At 65.4% G+C, this 15,930-nt stretch carries 16 protein-coding genes; 3 read left to right on the top strand and 13 right to left on the bottom strand.

Annotation, left to right across the window (positions count from 1 at the left end; translation table 11 throughout):
- Nucleotides 1-16: 16 nt before the first annotated feature.
- From BMZ79_RS02115 to BMZ79_RS02105, 3 genes are all read right to left on the bottom strand, one after another.
- Complete coding sequence (locus tag BMZ79_RS02115; RefSeq protein WP_090636128.1) at nt 17-1,966, bottom strand: ATP-dependent DNA helicase; 1,950 nt, start codon at nt 1,964-1,966, stop codon at nt 17-19.
- Between the two features lie 115 nt (nt 1,967-2,081).
- The gene (locus BMZ79_RS02110) at nt 2,082-2,282 is read right to left on the bottom strand and encodes a cation transporter (protein WP_090636127.1); all 201 of its coding nucleotides are present in this window, start codon (nt 2,280-2,282) and stop codon (nt 2,082-2,084) included.
- Nucleotides 2,283-2,393: 111 nt separating this feature from the next.
- Entirely contained in the window at nt 2,394-2,939 is a 546-nt protein-coding gene (locus BMZ79_RS02105) for a hypothetical protein (protein WP_090636125.1), read from the bottom strand.
- A 309-nt stretch (nt 2,940-3,248) separates the two neighbouring features.
- Here BMZ79_RS02105 and BMZ79_RS02100 point away from each other — a divergent pair, with 309 nt between their 5' ends.
- Nucleotides 3,249-3,722 carry a C40 family peptidase gene (locus BMZ79_RS02100; protein WP_090636123.1) on the top strand — a complete coding sequence of 158 codons (474 nt, stop codon included), beginning with the start codon at nt 3,249-3,251 and terminating at the stop codon, nt 3,720-3,722.
- A 72-nt stretch (nt 3,723-3,794) separates the two neighbouring features.
- Here BMZ79_RS02100 and BMZ79_RS02095 read toward each other — a convergent pair whose 3' ends face one another.
- On the bottom strand, nt 3,795-5,078 hold the full coding sequence (locus BMZ79_RS02095) for a chloride channel protein (RefSeq protein ID WP_177221963.1): 1,284 nt from the start codon (nt 5,076-5,078) through the stop codon (nt 3,795-3,797).
- Between the two features lie 170 nt (nt 5,079-5,248).
- On the opposite strand from BMZ79_RS02095, the gene BMZ79_RS02090 reads away from it, so the two are divergent.
- Nucleotides 5,249-5,404 (top strand): DUF1540 domain-containing protein, encoded by a 156-nt coding sequence (locus BMZ79_RS02090; protein ID WP_090637082.1) that lies wholly within the window; start codon nt 5,249-5,251, stop codon nt 5,402-5,404.
- A gap of 197 nt (nt 5,405-5,601) precedes the next feature.
- Here the strand turns inward: BMZ79_RS02090 and BMZ79_RS02085 are convergent, their stop codons facing one another.
- Nucleotides 5,602-7,545 (bottom strand): ABC transporter ATP-binding protein, encoded by a 1,944-nt coding sequence (locus BMZ79_RS02085; RefSeq protein ID WP_090636119.1) that lies wholly within the window; start codon nt 7,543-7,545, stop codon nt 5,602-5,604.
- Between the two features lie 229 nt (nt 7,546-7,774).
- Between BMZ79_RS02085 and BMZ79_RS02080 the strand changes: the two genes are divergently transcribed.
- A complete protein-coding gene (locus BMZ79_RS02080; RefSeq protein WP_090636118.1) occupies nt 7,775-8,548 on the top strand; it encodes an alpha/beta hydrolase in 774 nt (257 codons plus the stop codon).
- A gap of 165 nt (nt 8,549-8,713) precedes the next feature.
- Here BMZ79_RS02080 and BMZ79_RS02075 read toward each other — a convergent pair whose 3' ends face one another.
- The 8 genes from BMZ79_RS02075 to BMZ79_RS02040 all read right to left on the bottom strand — a co-directional run bounded on the left by BMZ79_RS02075 (nt 8,714) and on the right by BMZ79_RS02040 (nt 15,871).
- Nucleotides 8,714-10,048 carry a beta-propeller fold lactonase family protein gene (locus BMZ79_RS02075; RefSeq protein ID WP_090636116.1) on the bottom strand — a complete coding sequence of 445 codons (1,335 nt, stop codon included), beginning with the start codon at nt 10,046-10,048 and terminating at the stop codon, nt 8,714-8,716.
- Between the two features lie 172 nt (nt 10,049-10,220).
- Nucleotides 10,221-10,451: a hypothetical protein gene (locus tag BMZ79_RS02070; protein ID WP_090636114.1), complete on the bottom strand. Its 231-nt coding sequence runs from the start codon at nt 10,449-10,451 to the stop codon at nt 10,221-10,223.
- Between the two features lie 123 nt (nt 10,452-10,574).
- Nucleotides 10,575-10,919, bottom strand: a complete 345-nt coding sequence (uraH, locus tag BMZ79_RS02065; RefSeq protein WP_090636113.1) for a hydroxyisourate hydrolase — start codon at nt 10,917-10,919, stop codon at nt 10,575-10,577.
- On the bottom strand, nt 10,916-11,923 hold the full coding sequence (gene pucL / locus BMZ79_RS02060) for a factor-independent urate hydroxylase (protein ID WP_090636111.1): 1,008 nt from the start codon (nt 11,921-11,923) through the stop codon (nt 10,916-10,918). Before pucL ends, uraH begins: the two co-directional genes overlap by 4 nt.
- Before the next feature lie 19 nt (nt 11,924-11,942).
- Entirely contained in the window at nt 11,943-12,443 is a 501-nt protein-coding gene (gene uraD, locus BMZ79_RS02055; RefSeq protein ID WP_177221961.1) for a 2-oxo-4-hydroxy-4-carboxy-5-ureidoimidazoline decarboxylase, read from the bottom strand.
- Entirely contained in the window at nt 12,440-12,925 is a 486-nt protein-coding gene (locus BMZ79_RS02050; RefSeq protein WP_090636110.1) for a nucleoside deaminase, read from the bottom strand. The genes uraD and BMZ79_RS02050 overlap by 4 nt, the downstream gene beginning before the upstream one ends.
- Entirely contained in the window at nt 12,922-13,455 is a 534-nt protein-coding gene (locus BMZ79_RS02045; protein WP_090636108.1) for a (2Fe-2S)-binding protein, read from the bottom strand. The genes BMZ79_RS02050 and BMZ79_RS02045 overlap by 4 nt, the downstream gene beginning before the upstream one ends.
- Before the next feature lie 34 nt (nt 13,456-13,489).
- The gene (locus tag BMZ79_RS02040) at nt 13,490-15,871 is read right to left on the bottom strand and encodes a molybdopterin cofactor-binding domain-containing protein (RefSeq protein ID WP_090636107.1); all 2,382 of its coding nucleotides are present in this window, start codon (nt 15,869-15,871) and stop codon (nt 13,490-13,492) included.
- Nucleotides 15,872-15,930 lie beyond the last annotated feature (59 nt).

The raw sequence follows: 15,930 nt of genomic DNA, 5'->3' as shown, positions 1-15,930 counted from the left end.
GCCGTGCTGGTAGATGTCAATTCGCGGACGGCGCCAGGACGGACACCGCCGCGCCTTCCGGAAGGACGTCCCGGACCGGGCCCATCACCGCTTCGTCGGCCAATTCGCCGCCGAAGATCGTCGCGATGCCTTCGTCGTCGCGCTTGCGGATCAACCGGCCCATTCCCTGCCGCAGCCGGAGCAGCATGTAGGGCAAGTCCACCTCCCGGAACGGGTCGGCCGCTTCCCGGCGCTTGGCCGCGAACACGGGATCGCGCGGCGGGAACGGCAGCGCCCAGAGCAGCACGTGCGACAGCGAAGGTCCGGGAATGTCCAGCCCTTCCCACAGCGTGACGGCGCACAGGACGCTCGCCTCGTCGCGCTGGAAGTCCGCGATCAAATGGCTGATCTCCGCATCCCCCTCGTACAGGAAGCGGAACCTTCCGAAGGCGGGCATGCCGGCGATGCCTTCCCGGAACCGCGCCAGCTCCTCCCGCGACGGGAACAACAGCAGCGCCCGGCCTTCCGACTCCCGCAGCCGCGCGAGCGTCAGCCGCAGCTTCGCGGCGATGTCCGTCTCGCCCGAGACCGCCACCGCCATCCGGTTCTCGTAATCGTACGGCGAAGGGACGGAGAACGACAGCGCGTCCTCGATGCCGAGGCTGTCGGCGATGTAACGGAACGAGCCGCCCGCGGAGAGCGTCGCCGACGAGAAGACGACCGGCATGCCGCTCGAGAACACCCGCTCCTTGAGGAGCTCCTTCACGAGCTTCGGCATGATGACGAGCGTCGTGCCGTCCGGCTCCCGCTCCGCCCAGGAGATCAGCCCTTCGGGCTGCTTGAACAGCCGCAGCGCCGTCTGGAGCATGTCGAGATGCTCCTCCACGATCGTCAGCTGGTACGGGTCGATCGTGAACATGCCGCTCTCGAAGACGAGCTCTTCCTCGATGGCGTCCAGCAGCGCGGCGAACCGTTCCACCTCGCGGAGCAGCCGCCCGGTCAACGGCACCTCCAGCCGGTCCGACGCCTCGACCGCGACGCTCGTCGCGTCGATCAGGCCGAACAGCTTATCGCTCTGCGCGATGGCGTCCTCGACGGCCATGGCCAGCGATTCGCGGATATCGCTCTGCAGGAGGCGCGTGACGATCGCCTCGAACGCCGCGTGCTTGAGCTTATAGGTGAGCGCGCTTTGCGCCGCCGTCTCCAGCAGATGGCCTTCGTCGAACACGACCGAGCTGTGCTCCGGCAGAAGCGGCAGCTGGCTTTCCCGCTTCCGGGATTCGTACGTCCACACATGCTCCATATAGAAGTCGTGAGAGCAGACGATCACGTCCGCCGCCTTGCGGTAATGCTCCCGCGAGAGCGTCTGGCCGCAGCGGTGGCGCCGGCTGCAGACGAGGCAGTCCTGGAACGGATCCCAGGAGACCGCGCGCCACTGCTCGTCCGACAAACTCGGATAGTCCTTCCGGTTGCCGTAAGGACGGAAGGCCTGCATCGTGCCGGGACTGTTCACGAAGTCCGGCAACGAGGCGTACACCTCGCCGAGCGCTTCCAGATGCTCCGCGTTCCCGCGCGCGTCGTCCAGCTTGTTCAGGCAGAGGTACTGGTCCATCGACTTGCCCAGCCGGGCGTCGATCGTCAGGTCCAGGTAGCGCGCGAGCTTGGCGATGTCGCCCTCCGGCTTGACCAGCTGCTCGATCAGCGATTCGTCCGCGCAGGCGATGATCGCCGGCTTGCGCGTGTAACGCGCGTACAGCACGGCATACAGCAAATACACGAGCGTCTTCCCCGTGCCGACGCCGGCTTCCGCGAAAATCGTCCGTTTCTCCTGATACGCGCGTTCCAGCTGAAACGCCATGTAAATCTGCTCGTCCCGCAGCTCGAAGCCCGCTTCGGGCAGCCGCTCGTAAAAAACGTCCGCGATCCAGTCGCTGGCTTGTTGGATGAACGGCGTTTTGGGATCGAATTCAAAAGGATACGTATTCACGACATGCGAGCCTCCAATCAAGCCTTAATCATAGCATGCCGGAGCGGCGCAAGAAAAGGCCGATCCGGCCGCGGATCGGCTTTTTTTGCGTTTGCGCCTTCCTATGGGAACCGCCTCAGGAGACCACGTCGAAGCCTTGGTCCTCGATCGTCGATTTGATTTGCTCGATCGTGATCGCCTTCGCTTCGTAATCGACCGTCACGCGGTTCCCCGGAAGATCGACCTTGGCGGCGACGCCTCTCTTCTTCAAGGCGCCTTCGATGCTGCTGACGCAGTGCTGGCAGGACATGCCCCTGACTTCGATCACGCTCGTCATGTCGATCCTCTCCCGTTCGCTTCGTCTTGAACTGGCGATTCGCCATCCATAACCAGCCTATGCGCGCATGTCGACCGGAATGAACGCGAGCGCCGGAGGCCGTCCCGCGCTTCAGGCTTGATAGAGGAATACGGCCGCAAGCACGAAGATGCCGAGCCCGAACACGTACGGATGCAGCAGCACGGCGCCGGCGCCCGAAGCGCCGGCGTCCCGATCCCCCGCCGCGGCCGGCGCGCCGCCTTCTTCCCGGATCAGCTGCTGGAGCACGATATGTATAAATAGAAACAGCACGTCGACGAACAGCACCATCGTCGCCGCGCGGTCGCCCAGCATGACCCCGAGCATCGCGCCCATCATGCCGCCCATGATGCCGGCCAGCATGCCGTCGAGCGCCGCCATCGTGCTGACCGGCTTCCCCGCCAAATAGCCGCAGGCGACGCCGAGCAGCACCGCGCCCGCCGTCGGTACCGCCAAATCCTGCGGAAACAGGATGCCCGCGACCGTCCCGGCGGCCAGGCTCTGCATCATGCCCACCGTCATGGCGATCATCATGCCGGCCATGCAGCTCAAGGAGGCGCGCCGCCGGTACGCGTGCCAGATCGACCTGCCGGACAAGCCCGTGACCGCCGCCATGCTTGCCAGATAGAATACCGTCATGATCGCCGGCTCCTTTGCCCATTATGACTGATTGTATTCGGATAAGCGCTTTCAATATGTCAAGATATCGTTCATGAGGAATTTCTAATGGTTTTCTCATAGTTCGCGCGAAAGCCTTGATGGGCTTGTGACGCAAAGGTTGCATGCAAATGCTGGGAAAAAATCTTGTGGTATAGTTGGACTAGGTCAAACGACCTTGGTCAGACGGCAGACGCAGCGTCCGACGCACTTATCCAGGCAGACTGTCGCCGAACTTTATTCCTAGTCGGAACCGACAACCAGAACCTACACCCAAGGGGGAATTTACTCATGACGAAGAACAAATTCGGTAAACTGATGATGAGCGTAACGGTGAGCTTTTCTTTATTGATGGGCGGCACGGCGGTCCTTCAGGCCAAACCGGCGCATGCGGCAATTTCTTCCTCGAAAGCGTCTGCGGTAATCGCTTCCGCTAAAAAATACATGGGCACGCCGTACAAATTCGACGCGTCCACGTCGACGACCCGGGTGTTCGACTGCTCGTCGTTCACGAAGCGCGTCTTCGGCCTGCACGGCGTCACGCTGCCGCGCTCGTCGCACGACCAATCGAAGGTCGGCAAGTACGTCAGCAAGAGCAACCTGAAGCCGGGCGATCTCGTGTTCTTCTATAGCCCGGTCCACCACGTCGGCATCTACATCGGCGGAGGCAAAGTCATCCACACGTACGGCAAGCCGGGCGTCACGATTTCCACGATCAACTCCGGCTGGTGGAAATCGCACTACGCGTTCGCCCGCCGCGTGTAGACTAGCAGCGCCTAACGCATCGAGAAGACAAGAGCACCGTTTCCGCAAGCCGGAAACGGTGCTCTTTTTCGTTCAGGACGATCGCGACCGGGCGGATTTTCTCCGGTTCAGAAGGTCGCGCAGCAGCGCGGCGCCGGGAAACCGGACAAAATACCGCGGCTTCGGCACGCCGCCGAGCTGCGCCCCGTAAATGCCCGCATGCCCGGAAAACATATAACTGACCAAGCATACGACGAGCATGTACGCCGCTCCGTCGGCGCCGAACAACTCGAGGCCGAGGAAGAAGCAGGCCGCGGGCGCGTTGGCCGCGCCGCTGAATACGCCGATCAGCCCGAGACCCGCCAGAAACGAGGCCCCGAGATGAAGCAGCGGCGCCAGCGCGCTGCCGAGCGCCGCCCCGATCACGAACAGCGGCGTCACTTCGCCGCCCATGAACCCGGAGCCGAGCGTGACGGCGGTGAACGCCGTCTTCCACAGAAACGCAAGCGCGGACGGCGGCTCGTGAAAAGCCTGCACGAGCAGCGGCAGGCTGAGCCCGAGGTAATCCCGCGTGCCCGCGGCATACGTCAGGCCGATGACGAGCAAGCCCCCGGCGACGCTCCGCAGCCAGGCGCGCGCGATAAGCGCGGCCAGCCCGCGCTTGACCCAGCCGACGGCGAACGCGAACAGCAGGCTCATCAGCCCGAAGAGCACCGCCGCCGCGGCGATTTTCGCGAGCAGCGCCGCCGAGAAGGCCGGGACGGCCCCCAGCGCGTACTGCAGGTGGCGAATGCCCCATGCGCGGGTGACCATGTCCCCGGCGAACGCCGCGACCGCGCACGGCACGATCGTCTTCGGCGAGATCCGGCGGCCCGGCGTCACGACCTCGAGCGCGAATGCGGCGCCGGCCAGCGGCGTGCCGAAGACGGATGCGAAGCCGCCCGCGACGCCGCTCATCAGCAGCGCGCGCCGGTCGGCGCCTTCCGCCCGGACGAGCCGGCCGAACGCTTCCGCGAGGCTGCCGCCCATCTGCACGGCGGTCCCTTCCCGGCCGGCGGAGCCGCCGAACAGATGCGTCGCCCACGTGCCGATCAGGACGAACGGCGCCATGACGGCGGATACCCGTTCCAAGCGCTCCGCGGGCGCGTCGCCCAAGCGGATTTGCTCCACGATGAGATTGTTGCCTTTGCCGGCGTTGCCGCCGTAACGCGAATACAGCAAGCTGACGAGCGCGCCCGCCGGCGGAAGCAGCCACAAGAGCCACGGCGCCGACAGCCGGATGTCCGTCGCCCGGTCCAGCCCCCGCAGGAAGAGCGCCGAGGCGCTGCCCGTCAAGCCGCCCATGGCGGCTCCGTAGGCGAGCCAACGAATAATCATGCGCATGGTTCCGATCCTATTGCCTATGATGCCCGAACGAACGATAGGCCCCTTCCGTTTTTCTCCATGATATAGCGGACGGTAGCATTGGGCAATCGAATTGCGTCGGTGGGGTATAAAAGGCATGCAAAAGCGTCCATCCTAGACGAAGGATGGAGGTGAATACGCTCATGGCGAAAGATGTATTATGCGAAGTGAATTCCTGCAAATATTGGGCAGCCGGCAACCAATGCAACGCTTCTTCGATTTATGTCGTCAACAATCGCGGCAAGCAGGCCCATCATTCCGAAGAAACCGACTGCAAAACGTTCGAACCGAAAATCTAAAGCTGTTATGCGGGCCGCCTTTGCCTAGAAGGCGGCCCGCCTTCGTCTAGAAGTAGTATAGCCAAGGCTGATAATAATTATCAGTGAGAATGAAATTCGGGCATGAAATTTTCGGACGTTTTCCGATCCGCCGCCCCTGCCTGTCATTCTGCCCTGCTCTGTGCCTTGACCTGATGTCGCCCGACCGGCAGCCGAACCTACGCGAGGTCCGGCGCCGCCGCTTCCCGCTCCTGCAGCCGGAGCTGCTGCGTCGCGAATTCGCGGTACATCGGATGCTCCCGCAGCAGCTCGTCGTGCGTGCCCCGTCCCGTGATTCGTCCCTTCTCGACGAAGACGATCTGGTCCGCGTCCACCACGGTGGACAGGCGGTGCGCGATGACGAGCGTCGTCCGGCCGGCCATGAGGTTCTTGAGCGCCTCCTGCACGACGACCTCCGACTTGGAATCGAGGCTCGAGGTCGCTTCGTCTAGCATCAGAATCTTCGGATCGCGCAGCAGCGCTCGCGCGATGGCGATCCGCTGGCGCTGGCCGCCCGAAAGCTTGATGCCGCGCTCGCCGACTTCGGTGTCGTAACCGTTCGGGAGCTCCCGGATGAAGACGTGCGCATACGCCATTTCCGCCGCGCGCGCAAGCTCTCCCTCGCTTACGGCGCGGTCGATGCCGTAGCAGATGTTCTCGCGGATCGTCCCCGCGATGAGCGGGCTTTCCTGCGGGACGTAGCCGATCTGCCGGCGCCACGACGGCAGGGCGAAGCTGCCGATCTCGTCGCCGCCGAGCTTGATCGTTCCTCCCGTCGGCTCGTAATACCGCTCGAGCAGCGAGAACAGCGTCGTTTTGCCGCCGCCGCTCGGACCGACGACCGCCGCCACCGTGCCCGGCGCCACGTCGAACGTGACGTCCCGCAGCACCTGCTCGCCGCCTTCATAGCCGAAGCTCACGCCTTCGAACCGGATCGGCCGGTTCGCGTCCGCCACCTCCCCGCCACGCTCGTGATCTTCTTCGTCCGCGTCCAGGATGTGCACGATGCGTTCCGTCGCGCCGACCGTCTTCTTGAATTGCGTGAAGAAGGTGGATATTTGCGACATCGGCATGACGATCTGAATGAGATACAGGATGAACGCGACCAGCTCGCCCGCCGTCAAGGCGCCCGACGATACCCGCATGCCGCCGTAGCCCACGATGACGACGAGCAGCATCATCATGACGAAAAACATGAGGGGCGCGATCAGGGCCTGAATCTTCGCCTCCCTGCGGCCGAAGCGGAAAAGGCTCGAGATGCCCCGCTCCCCGGCGGCGTATTCCCGCGGCTCCGCGTTCATCGACTTGACGAGCCGGATCTCCGACAGCACCTGGGTCAGCGTGGCCGTGAAGGAAGCCGTCTCGGTCTGGAGCCCTTTGGACACGAGGTACATTTGCCGGCCGAGCGGCACCATGAACAACGCCGCCACGGGGATGACCCCCAGCATGACCGCCGTCATCCGCCAATCCATGTAGAACAGCACGACGACCGAGCCGGCGACGGAAATAATGCCGCTGAGAAACCCGGTGAAGTTCTCCGCGATCAGCTGCTTGACGATGCCGGTGTCGTTCGTCATCCGGCTGATCGTCTCGCCCGTCCGGTTGCGGTCGTAGTGGGCGACCGGCAGCTTCAGCAGCTTCCGCCACAGTTGGTCGCGCAAATTCGCCACGACCCGCTGGCCCGCGAGGTTCAGCATGTACATCGACACGCCGCTGACGACGGCTTGAAGAATGAAGACGCCGGCGAACGCGGCGATTTGGCCGAAGCCGAGGCTGCTGACGTCGAAGCCGTCGACCAGCTTCTTCGTGAAGAGCGGGATGACCAACGAGACCAGCGTGCCGCCGAGGCTCAGCGCGATCGCGGCCGCGATGAGCCGCTTGGACGGCTTCGTGCGGGCGAGCAGCTTCAGGAACAGCCGCCAGTTCCCTTTTCCTTCGCCTTCCCCTGCTCCATTCCCGGAGCGGCTGCGACTCGGCGTTCCCGCTTCCCCGCGGGCATGTTCCTTGCCACGGCCGGATGCATGACGCGCGGCTTCGGCTTTCGTATAAGGCTCATCCGAGGGATGACGATGATTTTCGGCTGATTCCGCCTCCCGTTTATCTTGGACGCGACGAGCTTCCATGGCATTCCTTCCTTTCGCGCCTCTTCGGCGTTCCCTTCGCTAGCTTGCCGATTCAGCATAACGTTCGATTTTGAACGGAATATGAACAGTCCCGGCACGCGCAATCCGGAGACCGAAAATTGGACTATACGCGGCGCGCGAGAAGTGCTTCAATAGAGAAGAACGGACCGGCTTGTCCTGCAAGCGGTTCCATTGCATTCATATCCTTGTAGGGGAGGCTTCATTCGCCATGGCATTGATTCAATGCGATTTCTTCTCCGACGTGCTCGGCTTATCCAGCTCGATGTACGTCATCCTGCCGCAAAACGCGCAATCGCAAATCGGAATGGAATCGAAGGCAACCCAGCGCAAGCATAAGACGCTGTTCCTGCTGCACGGCTTGTCCGACGACCATACGATCTGGCTGCGCCGCACGTCGATCGAGCGCTACGTCGCGCCGCTCGGCCTCGCGGTCGTCATGCCGGCCGTCCACCGCAGCTTCTACACCGATATGGCGAGCGGCGGCGATTATTGGACGTTCGTCAGCGAAGAGCTGCCGGCGCTGGCCCGCTCTTTCTTCCCGCTGTCGGATCGCCGCGAGGACAACTTCGTCGCCGGCTTGTCGATGGGCGGCTACGGCGCGTTCAAGCTCGCGCTCAATAAGCCGGAGCAGTACGCCGCGGCCGCCAGCCTGTCCGGCGCGCTCGACGTATCGACGTTCGAGGAACGCGCGCCGGTCGATTTCGGGCGGATCTTCGGCACGGCGTACGTCGTGAACGGGCTCCCGAACAACCTGTTCCTGGCCGCCGAGACGCTGAAGGCATCCGGCCGGCCGATTCCGCGGCTCTACCAATATTGCGGCACCGAGGATTTCCTTTACGAGGACAACGTGAAGTTCCGCCGGCACGCGGACGCGCTCGGACTGCCGCTCACCTACGAGGAAGCGCCGGGCGAGCACAGCTGGGAGTATTGGGACGAATACATCCAGCACGTGCTGAAATGGCTGCCGCTCGGCGAGGAATAGTCGCCGACGGTTACGCATGGTTGGTCATGGTTAGCCAAGGCTCGGCAGGGCTCGCTCCTCGTGCTTCAACGCTCGAAGCCCTTCGCCGGGCGCGCGCAAAAAACCGCAAGGGAGAGGCCGTTTGCCTCGTCCTTGCGGTTTTTTGCTTTTGCCGTTCGATCCCTGCTAGCCCTGCAGCAGAATCGGGGATACCGCCACGCCGGACGGAAAGCTGCCCGTCGGCAGGATCGCGATCGGCAGCTGGCTGGCCACCTCGATGACCGCCACGTACCCGAACGTCAAAATCGTCACGTACAGTTTGAGTCCGTCCGCGGTCACGGCGATGTCGCTCGCGTTGCTGCCCTGGGGCAGCTCGATCTTGGTCAAAATCTCGTTCCGCGACAGGTTGACCGCGACGATCTCGTCCGAACCCCGGCAGGCCACGTACGCCAGCGCGCCGTCGGGGGTGACGGCGAGCTGCTGCGGGTCGCTGTCGATCTCCAGCTGGATGACGGCCGCGACGGCATGCGTCGCGGTTTGGATGCTATAGACCCGGTCGTGATAGACGTCGGTCACGTAGGCGCGCGTCCCGTCCGGGGAGAGCGCGATCGCCGACGGCTTTGCCCCGAACGGCAGCTTGATCGTCACGCTGACGCCCAGCGTCTCCGCGTCGATCACCGCGATCGTGCCGCGGTTGATGAGGCAGCAGTACGCCCGCTTCCCGTCCGGCGACACGGCGACCGACGCGGGATCGCTGCCCGCGGGCATGGCGATCAGCTTGATCAGCGACCTGGCGTCGGTATCGAAGACGGCGACGTAATCGCGAATGACCGTCGTGACGTACGCCCGGGCGCCGACGGGCGAGACCGCGACCGCGAGCGGCACGGCTTCCTGAGGAAATGTCAGCTCGCCGCACACCTCGTGGGAGAGCGTGTCGACGATGCGGACCGTTTTGTCGCCTTGGCAGGTGACGTATACTTCCCGGCCGTCCGGCGTGAACGACAGCTTGCGCGGACTGCTGCCCGCCGGCAGCGGGATCGAAGCCACCCGCGCGTTCGTGTCGGTCTGCAGGACCGTGAGCGAATGCTGGGTGTGATTCGCGATGTACGCGTGGAGGATGTCATCCGTCCCCGCGGGCAGCAGCTTGAGCCGGTGCTGCGCGATGACGGCGCCCTTCTCGTCCAGCTCCGCCAGCGTCGCCGCGACCTCTCCCGCCGCGAGTCCGCTGACGGTTACGCGAATGCCGTAGACAGCCTCCAGCAGCACGTCCCGCGAGACGAAATACATGCTCCGGTCGCGTCCCGCCGGACTCAGCTGCACGGTCGCCAGCGATTCCGTCTGCATCCGGCCGAAGCCCGTCTCGTGCCCGCCCGTTCCCTGCGCGCTTCCCGCCGGCGATGCCGTGTACAGCTGCACGGCCGCCCTCGCCCCCTGTCTGCCCCGATTCATGACGCTGATGCTCAAGCTCGCCGTACGCCGCTTTTCCCGATTATACAGAAGTCCCGTGTCCAATACCGGCAAAGGTGACGCCTCCTCTATTCTTCCATTCCTCTATTCTATGACGCGCGGAATCGAATGGAGCGGGGCATCTTCCTAAGCCCGGCAGATAGATTGCAGCGCAAAAAGAGGCGTTCCCGCGAGTCGGGAAACGCCTCCGTGCCGCGCATCGCGGCCGGAATCCGGCCCGCGCCGGTCAGCCCTGCGGCCCGTCCGCCAGCAGCGCGCGGATCTCTTCCAACCGGGCGATCATCGTCTTCAGCTCGACCGCCAAAAAGTCCTCGTCCGCGGCGCGAAACGCCTCGCGCAGCGCCGTCAGCCGCTCGACCGCGCCCGGCAGCAGCCGGAACGCCTGCTCCGCGTGCCGGTAATAGGGATGCGCGGCATTCGCGGCTTGCGGTACGGCATCTTTATCGTTGGTGCCCACTATCCATCGCTCCTCCGTCGGATCATCGGTTCGTCTCACTCTATCATCCGGAAGAAGGTCTGTAAAGCGGCCGGCGGATGACGCGAAAGCCCGATGTGAGCGAGGAACGCGCGGAGTTCCGAGCTAGCTGCCCCGGTACGTGCTATAGCCGAAAGGCGCCACGAGCAAAGGCACGTGGTAATGCGCGCCGGGGTCGGTCACGACGAACCGGACGGGCACGACGTCGAGGAACGCGCGGTCCCCGAAGTAAGCGCCGACGTCGAACCGCAGCTCGTAGATCCCGGCTTCCAGCTCTCCGTCCGCGAGCAGCGGCCGGTCGACGCGCCCGTCCGCGTTCGTCTTCGCTTCCGCGACCAGCCGCGCGGCCAGCCCTTCCGCCAGCGCCATCAGCCGGATGCGGAGCCCGGCGGCGGGAACGCCCCGCGACGTGTCGAGCACATGCGTCGTCAGCCGCCCGCCCCCGCTCATGGCCGTGCGATTCCCTTGGCGGTCTGCGGAAGGAGGCCCTGCCGGTCGAACGCGAATCGCGGGTCGGCCAGATCTTCCCGGGTCATCGCGAACCCCTGGAAACCGAACGGCGGCCGCGGTTCCGTATAGACGGCGGCGCCGGTCGCCGGCCCGCGGTCCGCGACGGTTTCCCACGTTCGGTTGTTCGATTCGAAGCGCACTTCGGCCAACTGCGGAAACCGGTCCAAGAGGTGCAGGCCGATGCGCGCGATCAAATATTGGATGGACGGCGAGTCGTAGACGTGAAATGCCTGCTGCGCGAGGTCGCGGACTTGCTCCGCCGGCACGTAGCGGCCCGGCGCGCCGTCGCGCGCGTCCTCGGGATCGGCATACCGCCACTGGATGTCCAGAAAAATAAAGAGCGGCCGGTCGAACGTCTCCGGCAGGGTGGTATATTCGTCGCGGACGAAACCGTAGAAGGAGCTTCCGCTCACCTTAATCAGCTGCAGGTCCGAAAGCCCGCTCCACTGTTCGGCGGTCTCGATCCCCTCAGGCGAACGGACCAACGTCATTGCGGCATGCCCATGCTCGTTATGGGAACGGCGGTAGACGAGCCCGCTCTCCTGCGGGCCGCCGTCGCCGAGGACGGACAGCGGCAGGAACGGAATCCGGTCGCCCCGCAGCTCGATCGCCGCGACATGCGGATACTTCGCGAAGAACGCTTCGGCAACGTAGGCGAGAAACCCTTCGGTCGTGCTGCCTTCGTAGGAAGCGGCATGCCGCAAAATGAAGTTTTTCATGGAATCCGTCGCCACGACCCGGCCGTTATCCCCTTCGCTGAACGAGGTCAGCAGCGACTCGCCGCCGACGGCGAACGTCACGTTGTGCGCGAACAGGACATTGCGGTCCCCCGCGTACGCCGATTCCGGAATCGCGGGCACCTCAAGCGGCGCCGCGTACGTGCGATAGGTCAGCACGTCACCCTTGCCATAGTATAGCGTGCGTCCGTTGCGCAAATGCAGCATGTCGCCATCCCCTTCGTCGTTATTCTTCCACGCGGTCGCGCAGCCGCAGCTCCGCGATGCGGCCCACTTCCGCCAGTGCCTGCCTTCGTTCCAGCCCGCCGTCGTTCTCCAACCTGCGGGTCATCGCGGCCAGAATATCGGCCTTCGTCTTCCCCCGCACGGCGATGATGAACGGAAAGCCGTGCTTCGACGTATAAGCCGCGTTCAGCGCGGCGAACCGGCCGTATTCGTCCGGCGTCAGCGCGTCCAAACCGGCCGAACGCTGCTCCGCCGTCGATTCATCCGTCATGGCCGCGCGGGACGCCAGGCCGGGATGCGCCCGCAGCAGCGCGAGCGCCTGCTCTTCGGGCGCCTCGTCCACCGCGTGCATCATCGCCTCGTACAGCTCGCGCAGCGAACGGAACGGCCGGTACGGCCAGATCCGTTCCGCCACCCACGGCGAATGTTCGAAAATCGCGCCCAGCTCGCCGATGAACCGCTCGCGGCTGAGCGTATTCAGCTGCCACAATTGAATGCTCATCGCCAGTACCCCTCATGCGCCGCCGCCGCTTCCGCTTCGAGCTCCGGGAACGGGCCGATCACCTCGACCGGCTTGCGTCCCGCGGCGAAGACATCGCGGCATGGCAGCCGCAGCGTCAGGTTGCGTTCGTCCCCGCCGGTCAGGCCGATCAGCTTCTCCTCGGCCATGGCGTAGACGACGGTCCCGACGTCGCCCCAATAGATGGCGCCCGCGCACATGGCGCACGGTTCCGTGGAGGCATACAGCGCGTACGTCCGCAGCTCCTCCTTCGCGTACCGCTTCGACGCTTCGGCCATCAGCGCGGCTTCCGCGTGGCCGGTGCAGTCGCCCGTCGTGACTTCGACGTTGCCCTGCTCCAGCAGGATTCGGCCTTCTGCGTCCGCGAGCAGCGCGCCGAACGGCGTATTTCCGGCGGCTCTGGCCGCCTTCGAGACTTCGATGCTTCTGCGCAATAAGCCGATATGGCGCTCCCGGTTGTTCATGCGTCTTCCCTCCATTGGTCAATGGCGCGCTTGACGGAACGGACGATGCCGCCGTAGCCCGTGCACCGGCACAAATTGCCGGAAAGCGCCTCTTCGATTTCGTCCTCGTCCGGCCGCGGATTGTCGCGCAGCAGCGCCGTAACGGCGACGATCATGCCGGGCGTGCAGTAACCGCATTGGTAGCCGCCTTCCTCCAGGAACGCCCGCTGCACGGGATGGAGCTCGGCGCTTGCTCCGCTTACCCCTGCCTTCGCGCCAGACAAGCCCTCGATGGTCGTCACGGCGCGGCCGTCGCATTGATACGCCATTGTCAGGCAAGCGTTGACCGGCTTGCCGTCCAGCAGCACCATGCATGCGCCGCAGCGGCCGATTTCGCAGGATCGTTTCGTGCCGGTCAGCGCCAGATCGTCGCGGAGAATCGCCAGCAGCCGCTTGTCGGCCGTGACCTCCAGGCTGACGCCGGCGCCGTTCACCGTGCAGCGGAACTGCTCGGAAGGAACAGGCTGACGCAGATCGCCGGGCTTCTTCATCCGTTCCTCCCCCTTTTCGTTTCGTGAAGCCATTTTAGGCAAAGGACGGCCGTTCCGCCAGCTCCAGCGGATCGATCGGCAGCCGGTTCAACCGCTTGCCGGTCGCGTCGCGGACGGCCGCCAGAATGGCGGGCGCCAAGCCGACGGAGCCGATCTCGCCGATGCCCCGCGGTCCGTGCGCGTCCCCGTCGGGCAAGTCCTCGATCGGCAGGACGTCGATGCGGCCCGCCGCGTCCTTCACGGTCGGAATGAGGTACGTATCGAGATTGTTCGTCAGGTATACGCCCTCCCGCATGAGCGCTTCTTCCGAGAGCGCGTAGCCGAGCGCCATGATCGCGCCGCCTTCGATCTGCCCGAGATACCCTTGCGGATTCACGACGGGACCGGCGGCGACGGCATGAAACTGCTCCAGCACCCGCACGCGCCCGGTCAGCGTGTCGACCTCCGCCTTCACGGCCACGGCCGCGTACGTGTAGAGGTAATGCGCGCCGGCGCGCGTCAGCGTCGTCGCCGGGTACGCGAACGACGCTTGCGCGGCGATCTGCTCCGGCGCCCGGCGGGCCAGCTCCGCGTAGGTCAGGAGCAGCCGGCCGCCGGTCGGCGCGCCGGCCGGGCGCGCGTCGCCGCCGCGGCTATGCGAGGCGCCGCCGGTTGCGGCGGTTAAGCCGGCTGAAGCATGACCGGCGCGGGATTCATCCGCCGCCACGGCGCCGCTGCGCCGGATCCCGCCCTCGCCGAGCCGCAGCCCTTCCGCCGGCATATCCAGCAGCCCGGACGCCGCCGCGAGCAGCGCGCCCTCGAACGCCGGCTTCATCAGCCGCAGCGACTTCCACATCATCGTCGTCGCGCGCGACGCCGTCGTCGACCCGCTGTCCGGCACGGCGTCGGTGTCCCCGATCACGAGGCGCAGATCCGCGGCGCCGAACCCGAACTGCTCCGTCAGCATCAGCTCCAGTGAAGCGAGGAGACCCTGGCCGCATTCCTCGTAGCCGAACCGCGCTTCGATCTTCCCGTCCGGCGCCAGCAGCAGCCGGCCGCCGGCCGGATCGGGAATGCCGGCGCCGAGCCCCGCGCCGTGCATGACGAACGCCGCGCCGATGCCGGTTCTCACCCACGGCTTCGCGCCGGCGCGCGGCCCTTCCCGCCGCGCGGCTCGTTCGCGCCATAGCGGCGACGCCGCGAGGGCGTCCCATGCCTGCCGCGCGCCGTTCGTCGACGCGACGGGCTGCCCGAACGGCCCGGGCGCGTCCGGCTCGCGCAGGTTGCGCAGCCGGAATGCCCACGGATCCATGCCGCACGCGTCCGCCAGCCGGTCCATCTGGCCCTCGAGCGCGAAGATCGCCTGATTTCCGCCGAAGCCGCGGAATTCGCCGGACATGCCGTTGTTCGTGTACGCCGAGACGCTTTCCACCTCGACGTTCGCGCAGCGGTACGGTCCGATGACATGCTCCGTGGCGAAATTGAGCACCTCCGCGCCGAGCGTCGCGTACGGCCCCGTATCCGCGGTCACGAACGCCTGATGCGCGACAATGGCGCCGTCGGCGTCGATGCCGGTGCGCATCCGGATGACCATCGGATGCCGCTTCAGGCCCGCGCGAACGGATTCCTTGCGGGAATTGTGAAGCTTGACGGGGCGCCGGCTCGCCAGCGCCAATAGCGCGCCGTACGGCTGCACGTTCAGCTCGTCCTTGCCTCCGAAGGAGCCGCCGATCGGGCTCGACAAGATGCGAATGCGCGATTCCGGCAGCCCCGTGATCCGCGACAGCTGCAGCCGGTCCATGAACCCATGCTGGGTCGGGGAATGGACGGTGAGCCGGCCGTCCGCCCCGGGAACGAACAAGCCGCCTTCGGTCTCCATGTACGTATGCATCTGCCGCGGCGAGACGTACGTCTCCTCGACGACATGGACGGCGCGCCGGAACCCTTCCTCGACGTCGCCCCGCTTGTAGTCGGTCCGGTGCAGCACGTTGCCGCCGGGATGCAGGCGCGGCGCCCCGTCCGCCAGCGCGGCGTCCGGCCCGTCGAGCACGGGGAGCGGCACGTAATCCACCTCGATCAGCCGCAGCGCCTCTTCGGCGATCTCGTCGGTCTCGGCGGCCACCGCCGCGACCGCGTCCCCGACGTAGCGCACCCGGTCGACGCAGAACACCGGCTGATCCTGGACGGCGATGCCGTAGCCGTTCAAGCCCGGCACGTCCAGATGCGTCAGCACGGCGCGAACGCCCTGAAACGCGCGCGCGCGATCGGTGCGGATGTCCAGAATCGCCGCGTGGGGATGCGGGCTGCGGAGGACCCGGCCGATCAGCATGCCCGGCGCGGTCCGGTCAGTCAAGTAAGCAAGCTCTCCCGTCACTTTGCCGGGACCGTCCGGCCGGATCCGCCAGCGTTCGCCGCCGGACTTGCGGTTAAGCACCATGGATGTCACTCCTTCCGAAGGTTTTCTTGGATGCGCGGCACTGCTTTCACCCTGCAAGA

The organism is Paenibacillus sp. UNC496MF, from assembly GCF_900113915.1.
Classification (GTDB): domain Bacteria; phylum Bacillota; class Bacilli; order Paenibacillales; family Paenibacillaceae; genus Paenibacillus_Z; species Paenibacillus_Z artemisiicola.
This window is presented reverse-complemented; position numbering and strand designations above follow the sequence as displayed.